Source organism: Ureibacillus sp. FSL K6-3587 (assembly GCF_038593165.1).
In the GTDB taxonomy this organism is placed as follows: Bacteria; Bacillota; Bacilli; order Bacillales_A; family Planococcaceae; genus Ureibacillus; species Ureibacillus suwonensis.
Map to the genome: position 1 here is coordinate 154,169 of NZ_CP151969.1, position 17,124 is coordinate 171,292.

General features: G+C 41.6%; 16 protein-coding genes. All 16 read right to left on the reverse strand.

What is annotated here, in order from left to right:
- Window positions 1-59: 59 nt before the first annotated feature.
- The 16 genes from sigG to rsmH all read right to left on the reverse strand — a co-directional run bounded on the left by sigG (window position 60) and on the right by rsmH (window position 17,118).
- Window positions 60-842 (reverse strand): RNA polymerase sporulation sigma factor SigG, encoded by a 783-nt coding sequence (sigG, locus tag NSS77_RS00770; RefSeq protein WP_342469946.1) that lies wholly within the window; start codon window positions 840-842, stop codon window positions 60-62.
- Between the two features lie 100 nt (window positions 843-942).
- Window positions 943-1,650 (reverse strand): RNA polymerase sporulation sigma factor SigE, encoded by a 708-nt coding sequence (gene sigE / locus NSS77_RS00775; protein ID WP_342469947.1) that lies wholly within the window; start codon window positions 1,648-1,650, stop codon window positions 943-945.
- 20 nt (window positions 1,651-1,670) lie between these two features.
- Window positions 1,671-2,498 (reverse strand): sigma-E processing peptidase SpoIIGA, encoded by an 828-nt coding sequence (locus tag NSS77_RS00780; RefSeq protein ID WP_342469948.1) that lies wholly within the window; start codon window positions 2,496-2,498, stop codon window positions 1,671-1,673.
- Window positions 2,499-2,750: 252 nt separating this feature from the next.
- The gene (gene ftsZ, locus NSS77_RS00785) at window positions 2,751-3,902 is read right to left on the reverse strand and encodes a cell division protein FtsZ (protein ID WP_342469949.1); all 1,152 of its coding nucleotides are present in this window, start codon (window positions 3,900-3,902) and stop codon (window positions 2,751-2,753) included.
- A gap of 49 nt (window positions 3,903-3,951) precedes the next feature.
- Window positions 3,952-5,244, reverse strand: coding sequence for a cell division protein FtsA (ftsA, locus tag NSS77_RS00790; protein ID WP_342469950.1), 1,293 nt, complete (start codon window positions 5,242-5,244; stop codon window positions 3,952-3,954).
- Window positions 5,245-5,350: 106 nt separating this feature from the next.
- Window positions 5,351-5,719, reverse strand: a complete 369-nt coding sequence (locus NSS77_RS00795) for a small basic family protein (RefSeq protein WP_342469951.1) — start codon at window positions 5,717-5,719, stop codon at window positions 5,351-5,353.
- Between the two features lie 2 nt (window positions 5,720-5,721).
- Window positions 5,722-6,438, reverse strand: coding sequence for a DUF881 domain-containing protein (locus NSS77_RS00800; RefSeq protein WP_342469952.1), 717 nt, complete (start codon window positions 6,436-6,438; stop codon window positions 5,722-5,724).
- A gap of 14 nt (window positions 6,439-6,452) precedes the next feature.
- A complete protein-coding gene (locus NSS77_RS00805; RefSeq protein ID WP_342471163.1) occupies window positions 6,453-7,148 on the reverse strand; it encodes a DUF881 domain-containing protein in 696 nt (231 codons plus the stop codon).
- Window positions 7,132-7,959 (reverse strand): cell division protein FtsQ/DivIB, encoded by an 828-nt coding sequence (locus NSS77_RS00810; protein ID WP_342469953.1) that lies wholly within the window; start codon window positions 7,957-7,959, stop codon window positions 7,132-7,134. The genes NSS77_RS00805 and NSS77_RS00810 overlap by 17 nt, the downstream gene beginning before the upstream one ends.
- A 19-nt stretch (window positions 7,960-7,978) precedes the next feature.
- Window positions 7,979-9,067 carry a putative lipid II flippase FtsW gene (gene ftsW / locus NSS77_RS00815; protein ID WP_342469954.1) on the reverse strand — a complete coding sequence of 363 codons (1,089 nt, stop codon included), beginning with the start codon at window positions 9,065-9,067 and terminating at the stop codon, window positions 7,979-7,981.
- 34 nt (window positions 9,068-9,101) lie between these two features.
- Window positions 9,102-10,454 carry a UDP-N-acetylmuramoyl-L-alanine--D-glutamate ligase gene (murD, locus tag NSS77_RS00820; protein ID WP_342469955.1) on the reverse strand — a complete coding sequence of 451 codons (1,353 nt, stop codon included), beginning with the start codon at window positions 10,452-10,454 and terminating at the stop codon, window positions 9,102-9,104.
- A complete protein-coding gene (gene mraY, locus NSS77_RS00825; protein WP_342469956.1) occupies window positions 10,451-11,425 on the reverse strand; it encodes a phospho-N-acetylmuramoyl-pentapeptide-transferase in 975 nt (324 codons plus the stop codon). The genes murD and mraY overlap by 4 nt, the downstream gene beginning before the upstream one ends.
- Window positions 11,426-11,594: 169 nt before the next feature.
- Window positions 11,595-13,514, reverse strand: a complete 1,920-nt coding sequence (locus NSS77_RS00830) for a stage V sporulation protein D (RefSeq protein WP_342469957.1) — start codon at window positions 13,512-13,514, stop codon at window positions 11,595-11,597.
- Window positions 13,515-13,579: 65 nt separating this feature from the next.
- Window positions 13,580-15,790, reverse strand: coding sequence for a penicillin-binding transpeptidase domain-containing protein (locus NSS77_RS00835; RefSeq protein WP_342469958.1), 2,211 nt, complete (start codon window positions 15,788-15,790; stop codon window positions 13,580-13,582).
- Window positions 15,787-16,167 (reverse strand): cell division protein FtsL, encoded by a 381-nt coding sequence (gene ftsL / locus NSS77_RS00840; RefSeq protein ID WP_342469959.1) that lies wholly within the window; start codon window positions 16,165-16,167, stop codon window positions 15,787-15,789. The genes NSS77_RS00835 and ftsL overlap by 4 nt, the downstream gene beginning before the upstream one ends.
- Complete coding sequence (gene rsmH, locus NSS77_RS00845; protein ID WP_342469960.1) at window positions 16,168-17,118, reverse strand: 16S rRNA (cytosine(1402)-N(4))-methyltransferase RsmH; 951 nt, start codon at window positions 17,116-17,118, stop codon at window positions 16,168-16,170.
- Window positions 17,119-17,124 lie beyond the last annotated feature (6 nt).

Here is a 17,124-nt window from a genome sequence, read left to right on the forward strand (position 1 = left end):
CTCTTTTAAAAATAAAAACGCACTTGTGAAAAGTGCGTTGGATTAGACGGAACAAAACATTATCCATATTTATAGTCTTTTTGCATTGTCTCAATGGCATTTTTTTCAAGTCTAGAAATTTGGGCTTGTGATATTCCGAGGGATTTTGCGATTTCTGTTTGTGTTTCGCCATAGTAAAACCGCTTTGCCAGAATCAATTGTTGGCGTTCATCCAACTTTTGAATACTTTCCTTTACGCTTACATATGCAACCCATTGATCTTCCGACACATCTTCATCCCTCAATTGGTCCATGATGTAGACAGCGTCTCCGCCGTCAGAATAAATCGGCTCCTGAAGGGAAAGAGGATCTTGAATCGCATCCAAAGCATAGAGCACGTCTTCTTTTTTCATATCAATCATTTCGGCAATTTGTTCAATGGATGGTTCATATAAATTTTCTGAAATGAATTTTTCTTTTGCCTGCATCGCTTTATAAGCAATATCTCTCAAGGATCTTGATACGCGAAGGGCATGATGGTCCCTTAAATGTCTGCGTATTTCTCCAATTATCATCGGTACAGCATATGTCGAAAATCGTACATTATGTTTTAAATCGAAATGGTCGATGGCTTTCAATAATCCGATACATCCAACTTGGAACAAGTCATCCGCTTGTTCTCCCCGATAAGAGAATCTGCCTACAATGCTCAACACGAGCCGCAGATTGCAGATCACCAATTGTTCTCTTACGGATGTATCACCATTTTTTAGACGGACAAACAACTCTCTCATTTCTTCATGTTTTAATACCGGCAAAGAAGCAGTATCAACACCGCAAAGCTCGACTTTTGTACGCACCATCTTCTTTTCCTCCAGACTTTTATCTCTTGGATTGTTTTTTAAGTTTGTCCGAAAAGGAAAAGAATATGCGTGCGTTGAGCGTCCAATTTCAACCAATTCCTTATGAGATTGGTTGGTTCAAGGATTCTCTCAACTCAGATATAATTTTCTTTTCTAATCGGGAAATATAGGATTGGGATATTCCCAAGTGATCCGCCACTTCTTTCTGCGTCATTTCCTTTTTGCCGTTGAGACCGAACCGGCATTCCATAATATATCTTTCCCGTTCGCTTAATCCGTTGATCGCTTCAAACATCGATGCACGCTCAATTTTCTTTTCAACATCATTCATAATAATTTCTTCATCCGTGCCTAAAATATCTGATAATAGGAGTTCATTCCCATCAGGATCCGAGTTCAATGGTTCATCTAAAGAGACTTCGCCTTTCATACGACTTGTCTTTCGCAAGTGCATCAAAATCTCATTTTCGATGCATCGGGAAGCATATGTGGCAAGTTTGATATTTTTTTCTTTATTGTATGTTTCGATGGCTTTGATTAATCCGATAGAGCCGATGCTGATCAAATCCTCAATTGGCGTGCCGGTGTTATCGAAACGTCTCGCAATATAAACAACAAGACGCAAGTTTCTTTCAATCAATGTATCACGCGCTTTCATATCACCATTCATAAATGCTTCAATTACAGACATTTCTTCTTCTCTGGACAATGGTACTGGCAATGAATCATGACCTCCTATATAGTATGTTTTTTTAGTACGAAACTTACTGAATATTTTCAAAAGAAGCTCTTTTAGTCTTTCAAACAACCATTCTCCCCCTTTATGAATTAGTTCAACGCTAAAACGTGGAGTATCATTTGTGCATTCTGCGGAAACCGGGCATCGTGTCGGGTAAATACCACATATTCTTCCAATATTTCCTTCTTTATGTTTCCGTAAAGAATCAGACGTTCAAAGCGAAAGGCAAGAGCGGTTGACGTTTCTTTTTGTACCGTTGACAACTTCAAAATTCTGATTTTAGGGTACATAAAGTCAGGAAACATTGTTAGTTGATAAGGATTCTTTTCGTCCCACGAAAGCAATCCCTCTTTTAACTCTTTCGGCAGTTTCTCTTCCACCGCCTGATACGATAAGAAATGAACCGGTTTGCCGCTGATCGGCTCCACACATTCATTTCCCGTATCAATGAATCCTTTCAACGAATACGATTTTTGGAAGAGCTCCAATTCGCAATCAACAACGAATGATTGCTGCAACCTCTCCTTTGTCATATTTCTCCATTTCGAATGAATAAAAGTTAAACTGAGAACAGCGATACTTAAACAAAAGATAAAAAAAATGAGATCGGATTGCCTGAGCAGGAAGGGCAATAAACTGGTCAAAAGCCCTCCCAGAAAAAAGGTGGCCACAAGCAGCACTGTGCCCTGTTTCAGCAAGGTTTGAATCCGAAAGGAGAAAGCGAGTCCAATTAGAAGAACAAAACTTGCAAGAGCCCCTATAAAAGATTGATAGAGAATTGATGACACGAGTCCGCTAATGAATGCACTGAACAACAACCTTCGTTTTTTTACATACAATCCCGTTATTTCCTTCGTAAACTTTAATAGGAAGTAATTAAATAACGTATTGTATAGTACGAGCAATTCTCCAATCATTTTAGCGTCCTCCTATTGATAGATTAACACTACCCTCATGTAGAAAATGTCAAAACGTCGGAGCTAATCCGGAGTTTTTATTGACAAAATATTGCATGGAACGGGAAATTATGCATAAAAAAAGAACTATCCGGAAAGATTTTCATCTTTACCGGATAGTTCATTCATAATTTGAATCAGAATACCGAAAAGCTCCGTTAAAAGAAATGTCGATTTTTTCGTTTTTTTGTAACAATATTTCCTTCACTGCTTTTATTGATTTCGGTGGCGACGGTTTCTTAAGAATGTCGGAATGTCTAATAGATCTTCTTGTTGGTTGCGGTAATATTCCTGTTGTTGCTGCGGCTCGATATTTCGTTCGCGCACAGGAGATTGCTGGGTTTGTCCAGCGTTTGCTTGCGTGCTGCGCGCATTGATGGACGTTCTTGCACTTTGGGCTGCCTGAGGTGCGGCATCATCGAAGCCAGTTGCGATTACGGTTACGATAATTTCATCATTCAAGTTTTCGTTAATGACTGAACCGAAAATCATATTCACTTCTTCATCAGAAGCGGAAGCAACAATATCCGCAGCCTCCTGAACTTCAAACAGGCTCAAGTTTGTACCGCCGGTGATGTTCATGATGACCCCTTTCGCACCATCAATGGACGTTTCAAGAAGCGGACTGGAAATCGCTTTTTTCGCAGCCTCTGTTGCACGGTTTTCACCGGAAGCGATACCGATCCCCATCAGTGCTGAACCTTTGTTTGACATGATGGTTTTCACATCAGCGAAATCCAGGTTGATAAGACCTGGTGTGGCAATCAAGTCGGAAATCCCCTGTACACCTTGGCGCAATACGTTGTCAGCTTCGCGGAAAGCTTCAAGCATTGGAGTGCTTTTATCAACGATCTGCAACAGTTTATCGTTCGGAATGACGATCAATGTATCCACCGCTTCTTTCATCGCAGCAATTCCACTGATCGCCTGTGTTTGTCTCTTCTTTCCTTCAAAAGAAAATGGCCTTGTCACAACCCCAACAGTTAAAGCTCCCATATCCTTTGCGATTTGTGAAATGATTGGTGCGGCACCTGTTCCAGTTCCTCCACCCATGCCTGCAGTGACAAACACCATATCGGCTCCACGTACAACTTCTTCAATCTGTTCTCTGCTTTCTTCAGCAGCCTTTTTTCCAATTTCAGGATTTGCCCCTGCACCTAATCCACGAGTCAGTTTACTACCAATCTGCAATTTTATTTCCGCTTTTGAGAGATTTAAAGCTTGAGCATCTGTATTTACAGCAATAAATTCAACACCTTGAACGCCATGTTCAATCATTCGGTTAACAGCATTATTTCCACCACCGCCAACACCAATTACTTTGATTTTGGCTAGTTGGTCAATATTCGTATCAAATTCTAACATTCTTTCTCCTCCTACCACACTAGTCTAAGATTTTGATTTTTTCTTTTCATTATTCGAAAAATTTGTCAAATAGTCGTTTGGCTTTGTCAAAGACGCTTGTTTTATTTTCGTTATCAGCTTTTTCAGATGCATGAGATTGTTTTTTAGGAGGAGTAGTAACTGAACCTACCGCTTGATAAACAGGTGCTTTCGAAACTGGGCTTCTTCCGAAGAATTCATCTTCCATATGCGCGTAACAAATTAAGCCAACAGCGGTTGTATATGATGGATCCCGGACACCTATAAAATCAGGTATATATATTCTTACACGGGTTTGCATCACTTGACGGGCAAGTTGCGCAATCCCTTCCAATGAAGCGACACCACCTGAAAGTACGATTCCACCTGGTAAGTCTCTGACTCCTAAACGGGCTAATTCATCCAAAACAAGTTCAAACAATTCTTCTAAACGTGAACCGATAATTTCCGCAATAAACTTTTGGCTGTACTCTTCTGTTACATCTGTGCCAACAACCGGCACTTCAAACACTTCATCTTCAGAAGCATCCTCATAAAAAGCATGTCCATACTCTCTCTTTATTTTTTCGGCTTGTTCAGTTGGAGTTTTTAATATGATGGATAAATCTTTTGTAATATGGTCGCCACCGACCGGAACGACTCCTGTATGAGTTAACAAGCCATCTTCAAATACGGCAATCGTGGTTGAACCCCCGCCTATATCAATAAATGCAGTACCTTGGTTTTTTTCGTCTTCCGTCAATGCAAAATATCCTGCTGCCAATGGTTGCAAATATATTTCTTTTATATCAAGACCTGCCCGTTCAACGCATCTTAAAACATTGTGCAATAGTGTGCGAGATGTGGTAATCATCGTAGCATCCATTTCCAGTCGGATACCAATCATTCCACGGGGATCTTTGATTTCATCCAGATTATCCACGATAAACTGTTTCGGAATCAAATTGACCAATTCCCGCTCCGGTGGTATCGACATCACTTGGGCAGATTCAAACACTCTTTCCAAATCTTCATCCGTAATTTCCCGATTTTCACTGTTAACTGCAACTACACCTTTTACCGGCTGTAATACTGTTTGATTTGCAGGAATTCCTAACACGACTTCTCTTATCTGTATTCCTGTCATTCGTTCCGCTTGTTCTACAGCTTTTTTTATGGATTGGACGGTTGCATCTATATCAACAATTGTGCCTTTTCTTACTCCGTTCGTTTTGACGTTTCCTACTCCTATCACATGCAACTGGCCGTCTGTCACGTCACCGATCAGCGCTTTTATAGAAGAGGAACCTATATCAAGTGAAATATATATATTTTGATGATTCATTCCACCGCACCTCCTTCGAATGCTACTCCACTCATTCTATTTTAAAATATTATATATGTGTCAGTAAATTTTTCTATAACATCATACATAATAAATTCTACCGTTATTATACAGTTTTTTCATCCTTTTTTACATGTCTGTCTTCCCACTTTTGTATCAAAATTCGTCGAATTATAGCAATATTTTGAAAAAGCCTTACTCCAAATGCAAAAATTGCAGCCAAATACAAGTCCACCCCTAAATGGACGCCCAAAAAAGCGAGTCCAATGGCCAATGCAATATTGAAGAAAAAGCCGGTAATAAATACCTTATCATCGTATACTTGTTGCAAATTGGCTCTTATACCACCGACAATGGTATCGAGGGCGGCAAGCACGGCAATGGAGAGATAATTTTCATATTCGGAAGGAATTTGAATATCCGTCAGCAATCCCAAAGCCAATCCTAATATCAATCCTAAAAATGGTAACCACATAATTAATCCCCTTCACTTTTCAACAAATAACTGTTCGTGAATTCTCCATCATAGGCGCCAATCGTAATTTCTTCTTCCGCCGGATTAATGGTCAACTTCAGATTATCGATGTAAAAACCATCCTGGAACGTTGATGCATATAAATAGCTGTAAAGTTTTTCAGCCTGTTCAAAGGTTTCCGTAATGATCAAAATATCCACATTCGAATTGCTTATTGGAACACTGTTCACCGTGGTTTTTCCATTGATATCCCGAATGGCCGTCGTATGGACAACCCTTTGTCCATCAATTTCGATATATAATCCGTTATATCGGTAGATTTCATTCACAAGGCGGATTAAAAGATCCGGGGATATTGGTTCCACTTTAAATCCGCTGAGAATCAGTTCTTCCGCAGGTTTAATATTTAAGCGCAGTCCAGGACCTGTCACTTCTGAAAGCCCCGCTCTTACCCTCAAATCTTCAACGGTTGATTGCAGGACTTTTCCAAGCTCTTTGCTGTTTTCATCTTCATACTCCGCTTTTATGTTTTTCAGGGAGGCAATTTCGTTCAGGAGCTCCGAATGCAGCTTTTTTTCTTCGGTCAGCTCTTGGCGTATTTCCCAAATGTCTCTCGTGTCACGGGATTCAGGCTTTTTTACTGTGTTATATTGGACTGCGATCATGAATCCTACAACAAAGGAGATTAAAGTAATCCGGATTACTACATTCTTCTCCACCTACCTGCCCCCTTTTACATTTTGATATCTTCCAAACCTTGAATCGTCACGACAATCGAATCATTGATTAATCGTTCGAAAACTCCGCCGGCTATTTTTAAAGAGGAGATTAAAGTATCAGCGTTTCCGATTGCTTCAATTTCGAATGGAGCAGGATATTGTTTTCCGTCGATTGTAATCACTGGACCGTTGCAATGAATATAAGAATTCGGTTTCAAGCGATGACCATTGATGGCGATGGCTTCTGCCCCGGAAATCTTCAATTCATTGATGACCATAAAAATGTGGCTCTCATGGACAATATAATCATTCGGATTTGTCGATTTCGGATCATAATGGCCATCTTGCAAAGTCACTTTGATTCCTTCGCCATGGGCAGGCAATTCACCAAGTATCAACCTCAGCCTCTCAGCCTCTTCGGCCAATTCCTTGTAATCTTCTTCATTTTCGGTAAAAGACTTCTCATATTCCCGGATCTGGGCTTTCAAATCATTGAGCTCGTCCATTAATTCTTTGTTTCTTTCCTGCTGCTCAATCAGTTCATTCCGGTAAGTATCCTCTTGTTCGATATAACTGGAACGGACTTTTTTATTGTCTTTTGCCAAATTGTAGGAATAACCGATCATGAAACCAGTCACGATGCAAACGAGCAGAAGGATGAAATGCTTTCTCGTAATTTTATTTTGTCTTCGGTTATGGAGTCGATTCATCATGTTCCACATCCTGTTCAACCGATGCATCATCGGATTGTCCGCCAATATTCAATTTCTTATATTCTTCGGAATATGGCTTGAAATATGAACCAACTTCAATATCTATGATCCCCTTTTCATTTTCCGCTGCGTTTTCAATCTGGGCGATAATGGCCGGATAATACTTCAGTTTTTCAGAAAGCGAAGTGATTTCCGCGCGAACCTCATAGCCATCATTCATAAACAACGTAATCGCATAGGGGTCCGTTTCCGTAGCGGTCAAATTAATTTGGGAAATTAATGCCAACACCTCATCATCGAGTTCAGCCAGTTCCTTCAGCACCATTTTTCTTAATTTCTCATCCTCAAAGTTTAAAAAGATGGGTGCGTCAATGGTGGGGACTTCGTCAGATGCTTTATAGACCACACCGTTTTCAAGAATTGGATGAAACTGATGATCTTCAAAAATATAGGCCACCCGGCGGTACTCTTTTACTTGTATTTCCACTGCCGTAAGCAATTTCCGTTTTACCTTCACTTCTTTGACCCAGTCTTCTTTCAATTTCTGTTCAACTTTTGATGCTTTGAATCCCCACAATGAATCGCCGACTTGGAGTCCGGATTTGTTCAAATAATATTCTTCTGTTGCCAGTTCGGCTCCATGTACTGTAATTTTTTGAATATTGCTGTAAGGAGATTGGAAGTAAAGGAGTAAAAATAACGTTCCCAAAAATAGCGAAATGATGACGGCAAACTTGATGTTCGTCCGTCTTCTCCGCTTTTTCTTTAAGGTGGGAATTCGTTCTTCAATATCAATGACTTTGTCCATTTTTACTCCTCCTTTCCATTTAAGTGGTTCGATTCGAAATTGAAACAATCACACCAACGATAAACCAGATAATCATAAGGGATGTACCGCCGTAACTAATGAACGGCAATGTCACACCGGTTACCGGAATGAGCCCGATCACGACTCCGATATTCAAGGCGGCTTGAAAACCGATCATTGCCACAAGAGAGCTGATGGCAAAGAAATCAGAGCTTCTGGTCGATTGCAATGCCAATCCCATTCCGGAATAGATGAATAAACAAAACAATGCGATGATGAAGCATCCGCCCAAAAATCCGATTTCCTCCAGTATGATGGAAAAAATAAAGTCGTTCTGCGGTTCCGGCAAATACAAAAATTTTTGTCTGCTTTGCTGGAAACCATGGCCCAAGAGTCCTGCAGGTCCGATTGCCATCAAAGACTGCACCGCCTGGAAACCGCTGCCCAACGGATCTGACCACGGATCAATGAAAGCTTCAATACGCTTCAATCGATAAGGTGCCGCTGCGATAAGACCGATCAGCCCAATCACCCCAAGGGCGATAAACGCCACATACAGCTTGATTGGATATCTTGCAATAAAAAGCAGGATAAATGAAGATACGACCAGGATAAACACGGAACCGAAATCCGGTTGCAGCATAATCAAAGCACTTGGAATAATGATGAGAAGGAAATGCCGGAGACGGACAACCTGCTCACCACTGGGCACCTTGCTTAATTGATGGCTTAAATACATCAAAGTCGTGATTTTCACCAACTCGGCAGGCTGTACGGTCAAAGGCCCGAGTCCAATCCAGCTTTGGGAACCGTTTCGCTCCAGCCCAATGCCCGGAATCAACACAAGTACCAGCAGTATGAGCGAAAATAGATACAAACTTCTCCATGTTTTTTCCTTGTGGAAAACCGGCATATTGGAGACGGTATAGAACACGATGAGCGCCAGCAGGAGATAAACGGACTGCTTGATGTAAAAAGGAATCTCCCCTTCGTAATGGATCGCACTCCAATATGTACCTGCCGAATAAATGAAAACCACACCTATTATGGAAAGCATAAATGCTGATATGATAAACAGCCTTTTATACGTAAATTTCAGTGAAGGCATCCTTTCCTAAAAATTTTTGCTTCCATACAAGCAATTAAGAAAGTTTCATTGCCGCCTCGATAAATAAATCTCCCCGGACTTCGAAGCTTTTGTATTGATCCCAACTTGCGCAAGCAGGGGATAATAAAATAATATCTCCACTTGCAGACAGCTCCGCAGCCTTTTCGACCGCTTCCTCAATATTTGCAGCAATTTCGCATGTTCCAACATTGCAGGATTTTGCAAATTCGATGAAACGGTGCTTTGTTTCTCCCATTGCAACAACGGCTTTCACATTTTTCATGGCTTCCCGCAATTCTTCAAAGGAATGTCCCCGGTCAAGCCCTCCAGCGATCAATACAATCGGCTGTTGAAAAGCTTCCAAAGCCACCTTGGTTGCCAAGCAATTTGTAGCCTTCGAATCGTTGTAAATCTTGCGCCCTTTCCATTCGCGTACAAATTGGGTGCGATGGCGTACACCAGAGAAGGTTTTCAGCACTTCTTCAATCGCTTCCTTGCCGCATCCGTAAAGGTTGCAAGCGGCAATCGCTGCCAACACGTTTTGCAAATTGTGTTTGCCCGGTAAAGCGATGATCTCCCGTTGCAAGAACGGTTCTCCCTGCCAGTAAATCGTTGTTTCATCTGCGCTGATCCCTTCATCCATCCGGCCTTGTATGCTGAAAGGTATTTTTTTGGCGCGCGATTCTTTCGCCCATTCCACCACTACATCTTGATCTTTATTGAAGATTAAATAATCCTCTTCCGTTTGGTTTTTGGTGATGCCGAATTTCGCTTTCGCGTATTCTTCAAAGGTGCCATGATAATCCAAATGGGCATTGTATAAATTGGTCAGCACCGCAATTTTTGGTTTGAATTGGTCAATCCCCATCAATTGGAAAGAGGATAATTCCGTTACAATCACTTCATCAGCTGCGGCCTTTTCCGCAACGCTGCACGCGACTGTACCGATATTGCCCGCAATTTTCGGATGGCGGCCACCCGCTTTTAACATTTCAAAAATCAATGTCGTTGTTGTCGTTTTCCCGTTTGTTCCGGAAATGCCAATCATCGGCGCTTCGCTGATCAAATAAGCCAGTTCGATTTCCGTAATCACGGGCAATTTACGGGAAAGAGCGTCTTTTACAATTGGATTCGTGTATGGAATTCCAGGATTTTTCACGACAAGTTCAAATCCTTCATCCAAAAGATCTTCCGGATGTCTTCCGCAAATGACTGTGATTCCTTTTTTCAGTAATGATTGGGCATCAGGATTTTCATCAAAAGGTTTTGCATCATTCACCGTCACAAAAGCTCCAAGTTTATGTAAAAGAAGTGATGCAGCTACCCCGCTTTTTGCCAAACCTAAAACTAACACTTTTTTATGTTGAAATTTTGTTGTATGAATCATAAATATGCCTCCGCTATCACAGCAATCATTGCTACTAATAATGCCATTGTCCAAAATACGCCAACCACTTTTCTCTCCGACCATCCTGATAATTCAAAATGGTGATGAATCGGAGCCATTTTAAATATACGTTTTCCTCTTGTTTTAAAGCTAATTACTTGAAGGATCACCGATAAAGTTTCAATCACAAAAACAAGCCCTACAACCAGCAGCAGCAATTCTTCCTTTACAATGATGGATACGAGCCCGAGAGCTCCTCCCAATGCAAGGGATCCGGTATCCCCCATGAACACTTTTGCAGGGTTCGCATTGAAAATTAAAAATCCTAACAATGCTCCCGTGACAGCAAAAGTGAATACCGCCACATCCGCTTGTTCATTAAATAGCGCAATCACTCCAAAGGCACTGAAGGCAATGGATGCAGTGCCGGCCACCAATCCATCCAACCCATCCGTCAAATTGACCGCATTGGAAAAACCGACAAGCCAAAAAATTAAGAAAGCTACATAAAGAATTCCCAGGTCAATCGACCATTCGGTAAACGGGATGCTGATGGAAGTATCGAAAGCCCCAAGTCTTAAAAGCAGGAATGCCAGGATGGAAATAACGATTTGACCAATCAATTTTTGCAAAGAAGTTAATCCCAAATTTCTTTTCAAAACAATTTTGATGCTGTCATCGAGCAGTCCGATCACGCCAAATCCCACCAGTACGAGCAACAGGACGACGGACTGGGTAGTGAATAAATTAAAGATTTTCCCTGCAATGATGGTAGTGGCAATGATGGAGATTAAGAATATCACTCCGCCCATCGTCGGTGTACCCGCTTTTTTCATATGGGATTTTGGGCCTTCTGTGCGAATGCTTTGACCGAATTTCAGTCTTCTTAATATTGGTATGAATATCGGACCTAATATCACTGAAATAATAAAGGATACAGCTAAAATGGTTATTGTTGTTTCGATAGACATGTTAGATCTCCCTCAAAAACTTCTTTCTGAATTGATTTCTACAATATCACAAAATATTACATGGCACCATTAACAAATTGTGGTAGTATTTCATTCCGGGAATTTCCTGCGGGATAAAAGCGGATCCCGCAGGTGATAAGCGATTGGAAAACAATCCCTTCCAATCTGATCAATCCCCCAAATATAGATGAATGGTTCCATCGACTTCCAATATGTTGTCCGGTTCTGGCAATTGGGATTTAACAACTTCTCCTTTTCCATGCAATTCGATATGGAACGGATAATTCAATTTCATGATTTCATCCACTTTCATTCCCACTAAATTCGGTACCCGTTCCGTCATTGGATCTCCCCAACGATACTGCTTTTCCAACTGGCCTTCCCGATTGACTTGCAACCCGATAATCGGCGCAATATCCTCGATGATTTGCCCTACGATAGGAGCGGCGATCGTGCTTCCAAATACAACGGAACTTTTCGGACTATCAACGGCAACGTATACAACCACTTGTGGATGATCGCTAGGTGCAAAACCGATGAAAGAAACAATATAATCACCCGATTTGTATCGGCCGTTTTCCACCTTTTGGGCCGTTCCGGTTTTTCCTCCAATGCGCAGCCCATCCCGGTAAGCATTGCGTCCAGAGCCATTTGCAACAACCGATTCCAAAGCGTACCGAACCTTTTCTGAAGTTTTTTCGCTGATTACAGTACGTTTCAGCTCCGGTTTATTTTCAAGAATGGTTTTTCCCGTTTCAGAATCGACTATTTTTGAAACGACATAAGGCTTATAAAGTTTCCCTCCATTAATGGCTGCGGACACTGCCTGGACTTGCTGGATCGGAGTCACCGCAATCCCTTGCCCGAAGGAAGTTGTCGCATGTTCAACGGGTCCGAAGGCTTCTTTTGAAAATAGGATGCCGGTCGCTTCACCTGCAATATTTGATCCTGTTGATTCCCCAAAACCAAAGTTTTTAATGTATTGCAATAATTTGTCCGGCCCCACCCGTTGGCCAAGTTCGATAAAACCAGGGTTACAGGAGTTTTCCACCACTTGCAAAAAAGTTTGCTGTCCATGGCCTTCCCGTTTCCAGCAACGCAACCTCGAATCTTCCACGATTGTATACCCTCTATCGTAGAATGTATCTTTGTCCAAATCGACTTTGCCCTCCTCAAGGGCAGCAGCCAAAGTAATAATTTTAAATGTTGACCCTGGCTCAAAGGTCATCCAGACTGGCAAGTTGCGGTTATAGATTTCAGGTTTCGCATTTTCATAATTGCTGGGATCGTATGTAGGATATGAAGCAAGGGCCAATATTTCACCCGAATTTGGATTCATCACGATTGCCAGCGCCTGTTCCGCATTGTATTTTTTCATCGCTTGCGCCAATTCTCTTTCCACCACTTGTTGGACTTCCAAATCAATGGTCAGTTGCACCGTCGCACCTTGTTTCCCTTCCCGCCACTCATCATCCACGTGTGGCAAAGCATTCCCTTTCGCATCTGTAAAAAGCCGGATGGCCGCATCTTTTGACGTCAAATATTTATCGTATTGAAATTCGATTCCTGCCAATCCTTGTGTGTCGTAGCCGGTGAATCCAAGGAAACGGGAAAGCAGCGTTCCGTAAGGGTAATGCCGTACGTAATCGACACCGGTATATAAGCCGTCGATTTTCAATCCTTGCAGTTCAACGGCTTGTTCGTACGTAATGTTTTTCCCTTCCGGCGCAAGCTTGACTAAATAGGATTTGGAGTTCATTTTTTCATAGAGTTTCTTTTCATCCACTTTTAATACGGAAGCGATTTGTTTTGCAGCTTGTTCGATATTGTCATTTTGAGCCGGCATGAAATATAGGGTCGGAGCCAATTTGTTTGTTACAATCACTTCACCGTGTCGATCGACGATTTCCCCACGCTCTGAAGCGAACGGAATTTCCCGATCCCAATTTTCCTTTGCCAGTTCTGTCAACTTATCATGTTGAATAACTTGGACATAAAACAGCCGTACAATGACAGCGGCCACAAAAAGAATAAATCCAAAAAGCACAATCCTTAACCGTTTTTTCGAAACGGTTGAAATCCACTTCATTCGACACCACACCCCGTTTTTAACAAGGTATGAATCGAACTTCTCATCTATTCAAAAGGGATGAATTAATCTTGTGGCAACTCTTCTTTTGTCCCCTCTTCATTTTGAACAAAGGATTCTTCAGGCGTTTTCAATTTTACAACGATTGGTGATGAATCGGTAATGACCGTATTTTCTGAAACACTTTGGCTTTCTACATATCCTTCCCCCACAATTTCAAGATTTATACCGGACATCGATTTATAGATGAGCAAATTTCTTAATGACCAATTTTCAAATGAAGGCAATGTCACAGCGCCATCGGTTTTTAAAAAGACGAGGCCGTTTTTCAACAAGGATACCCCCTCTTTCGGATATTGGTCGATGATTTCTCCCCCTTCACCGATAATGATCGGTTTCAAACCTTGACTCTCCAATTCTTGTTTTAGATTATCGGCATTTTTCCCTATATACTTTCCGATTTTCACCGTTTCTACCGGCTTCACATCTTCGGGGTTGATATTTAAATATTTCAAACTGTTTTCCATTACAGGTTTAAATACTTTGGCCACCGGTTCAGAACCTACTTCAGTATCTTTGAGTTTCGGTCTTTTTACCGCCACATAGACGATCAACTGGGGATCATCGGCAGGAGCCATCCCTAAAAAGGAATACAAATAATTGTTTTTGCCGTACAAATAGCCTCTTCCATTCGGATTCGGAATTTGGGCTGTCCCTGTTTTACCTGCAACTTCATAACCGTCAATGTGATAGTTTCTGGCAGTACCGACTTCCGAAGTGACTGTGGATGACAATATTTTCCTTACTTGTTTTGCGGTGCTTGCCGAAATCGGCTTTCCTTTTTCTTTCGGTTTATGTTCTTCAATCACTTTTCCAGTGGAAGAATCAACTATTTTGTCAATGACATACGGCTGCATCATCACGCCATCATTGGTGATGGCCGTCATTGCCTGCACAAGTTGTATCGGCGTCACCGTAGATCCTTGTCCAAATGAAGTCGTTACATAGTTGATGGGATAACGGGTCAAAATGGTTCCGGTTACTTCCCCAGGCAAGTCAATTCCTGTCTTTTGTCCGAAACCGAATGCATTTAAATATCGAATGAACGTATCGTTCCCCATTGTTTGGAGCAAATTGGCCATCGCCGTATTCGATGAGCGTTGGAAACCTTCCAAATAAGTGATCCGTCCCCAACCGTAAACGTTGTGGTCCCGGATTGTTCTGTCAAGCACCTTATATGCGCCCGATTGATAGGTGGCATTCGGATTCCAATGGCCGGAATCGATCGCTGCAGCCAATGTGAAGGTTTTCATTGTGGAACCCGGTTCAATCACTTCCTGGGTGAGATAGTTCAACCAATTGTTTTCCAAACCTTCCTGCGTTTCCGGATTGAAAGTTGGACGCTGGGACATTGCGAGGACTTCTCCCGTTTTGGCATCCGCGACAATGCCGACCATCATTTCCGGATTATATTCTTGGTAAACATTTGTCATGGCATCTTCCAAAAAGTTTTGAATCGTTTTATCAATCGTCAAGTATATGTTGTCTCCGTTTTTCGCCGGTTTGACCATTTTTTCTCTGTTCGGGATCAGATAATGGAATGCATCCGTTTCGTATTCAATCTTTCCGTTTTCCCCGGTCAATTGTTTATTGTAAATCAACTCCAACCCCATTTTTCCGACAGAGAGGAATGTTCCATCATCCTGCTTTTCCTTCTGCGTAAAACCGATTAAGTGGGAGGCAAAGACACCATTTGGATAATATCTTTTGGTATCACTTACAAACTTAATTCCAGGCAATTGTTCCTTTTCAATTTTAGTTTTGATTTCGTGGCTGATTCCTCTACCTGCCGCGCCAAATTCCACTTGGTAATAATAGCGGCCATCCGGTCTTCGTTTTGTTAAAATTTTATAAATTTCCGATTCATCCAGGGAAATATATTTTGACAACACTTCCGCCGTCTTTTCAGGGTCCACTACATGCTGCGGTTTTTTCGGGTTTGTTGTTGCGACCGGATTGACGATGGCTATCAATCGGTAACTTAACGTGTCCTCCGCAATCACATTGCCGTTCCGGTCCAGTATTTTGCCCCTTTCGGCAGTGATCACCGCTTCCTTTTGATACAATGCCGCAGCTTTCGCCTTCAATTGTTCCCCTTCCACTTGACCTGTCGCTTGAATAAACGTAATCCTCAACAATAATGCAAAAAAGAGCCCTCCATAAAAGACGAACAATAGAAAGGCTCCCCATTGAAAACGAAATTTCTTTTTCTTCATTCTCCCGGCACAACCTTTACATTATCTTCTTTCAGAGTCAAACCGAGTGAATTTGCTTTTTCCCAGATTCTTTCGTATGTTGATAATTCGCTGACTTGCACCTTTAAATCAACATTTTGTTTCTCAATTTCCGCAATTTCTCTTTCAATTTTCTCTATTTCGATCGTTGTTTTTTGAATAGAGCTTTGCTTATGTAAAATGAATATGGATAGTGTTGCGATAAGTATGACAAATGCTATATATAGAAACTTTTCCCTTGCTGTGATGATTTTCCGGTGTTTCTTTGGTGACTGTTTGGTCTTAGGTTGGATAGCGGGTTGTTCATAGGGTGCTTCTTGATGCTGATAATAAATTTGTTGCCTTACACGAACTGCCATTTAGCCACGCCCTTTTTCATGAATTTTTTCCGAGATCCGCAGTTTTGCCGATCTCGCCCGATTGTTCGCCATTATTTCTTCTTTTGATGGCACAATCGGTTTTTTTGTAATTATTTTTAATACCGGTTGGAATTCATCTGGAATGATTGGTAACCCTGGAGGTAACTCCGGCAATGAAGAAGCCTCTTTAAATATTGTTTTGACGATGCGGTCTTCCAATGAATGGAATGTAATGACGCTGATACGACCACCCACACGCAACAAATCAATGGCATCAGTAAGCGAATCTTCAATTGCTCCCAACTCGTCATTTACCGCAATGCGGATTGCCTGGAAAACTCTCTTTGCAGGATGTCCGCCTGTGCGACGACGGGATGCTGGAATCGCTTCTTTGATTAATTCCGCAAGCTGTCCAGTTGTTTCGATTGGTCCCTTTTTTCTTGCCAATTCAATTTTGCGGGCAATTTGCTTGGAAAAGTGTTCTTCTCCATAACGAAAAAAAATGCGCACTAACTCTTCATAAGGCCACTCGTTCACAATATGATAGGCAGTCAATTCTTGGGTCTGATCCATTCGCATGTCCAAAGGAGCATCATGTTGATAGCTGAATCCCCGCTCTGGAGTGTCCAATTGTGGGGATGAAACGCCCAAATCATAGAGAATGCCATCAACTTTCTGAATATTTAGCAAATCCAATTGTTGCTTTAAATAACGGAAATTGGAATGAACATAAGTGATTTTATCGTTGTATTGTTCCAAACGTTTTTTTGCATGCTCAATAGCATTTAAATCCTGATCAAAACAAATCAATCTTCCCGCGTCTGAAAGCTGTTGAACCAAATATTCGCTATGACCGGCCCCACCTAACGTACAATCCACATAGATTCCGTCCGGTTTGACATTCAATCCATCGACAGTCTCTTTTAGCAATACGGTAGTATGATTGAACATGTGATT

Excerpts from the sequence above, each read along its gene's own strand:
- rsmH (WP_342469960.1), bottom strand. The coding sequence starts at position 17,118 with ATGTTCAATCATACTACCGTATTGCTAAAAGAGACTGTCGATGGATTG.
- NSS77_RS00835 (WP_342469958.1), bottom strand. The coding sequence starts at position 15,790 with ATGAAGAAAAAGAAATTTCGTTTTCAATGGGGAGCCTTTCTATTGTTC.
- NSS77_RS00795 (WP_342469951.1), bottom strand. The coding sequence starts at position 5,719 with ATGTGGTTACCATTTTTAGGATTGATATTAGGATTGGCTTTGGGATTG.
- mraY (WP_342469956.1), bottom strand. The coding sequence starts at position 11,425 with ATGTCTATCGAAACAACAATAACCATTTTAGCTGTATCCTTTATTATT.
- NSS77_RS00830 (WP_342469957.1), bottom strand. The coding sequence starts at position 13,514 with ATGAAGTGGATTTCAACCGTTTCGAAAAAACGGTTAAGGATTGTGCTT.
- ftsW (WP_342469954.1), bottom strand. The coding sequence starts at position 9,067 with ATGCCTTCACTGAAATTTACGTATAAAAGGCTGTTTATCATATCAGCA.
- NSS77_RS00780 (WP_342469948.1), bottom strand. The coding sequence starts at position 2,498 with ATGATTGGAGAATTGCTCGTACTATACAATACGTTATTTAATTACTTC.
- NSS77_RS00810 (WP_342469953.1), bottom strand. The coding sequence starts at position 7,959 with ATGGACAAAGTCATTGATATTGAAGAACGAATTCCCACCTTAAAGAAA.
- sigG (WP_342469946.1), bottom strand. The coding sequence starts at position 842 with ATGGTGCGTACAAAAGTCGAGCTTTGCGGTGTTGATACTGCTTCTTTG.
- ftsZ (WP_342469949.1), bottom strand. The coding sequence starts at position 3,902 with ATGTTAGAATTTGATACGAATATTGACCAACTAGCCAAAATCAAAGTA.
- NSS77_RS00805 (WP_342471163.1), bottom strand. The coding sequence starts at position 7,148 with ATGAATCGACTCCATAACCGAAGACAAAATAAAATTACGAGAAAGCAT.
- murD (WP_342469955.1), bottom strand. The coding sequence starts at position 10,454 with ATGATTCATACAACAAAATTTCAACATAAAAAAGTGTTAGTTTTAGGT.
- ftsL (WP_342469959.1), bottom strand. The coding sequence starts at position 16,167 with ATGGCAGTTCGTGTAAGGCAACAAATTTATTATCAGCATCAAGAAGCA.
- ftsA (WP_342469950.1), bottom strand. The coding sequence starts at position 5,244 with ATGAATCATCAAAATATATATATTTCACTTGATATAGGTTCCTCTTCT.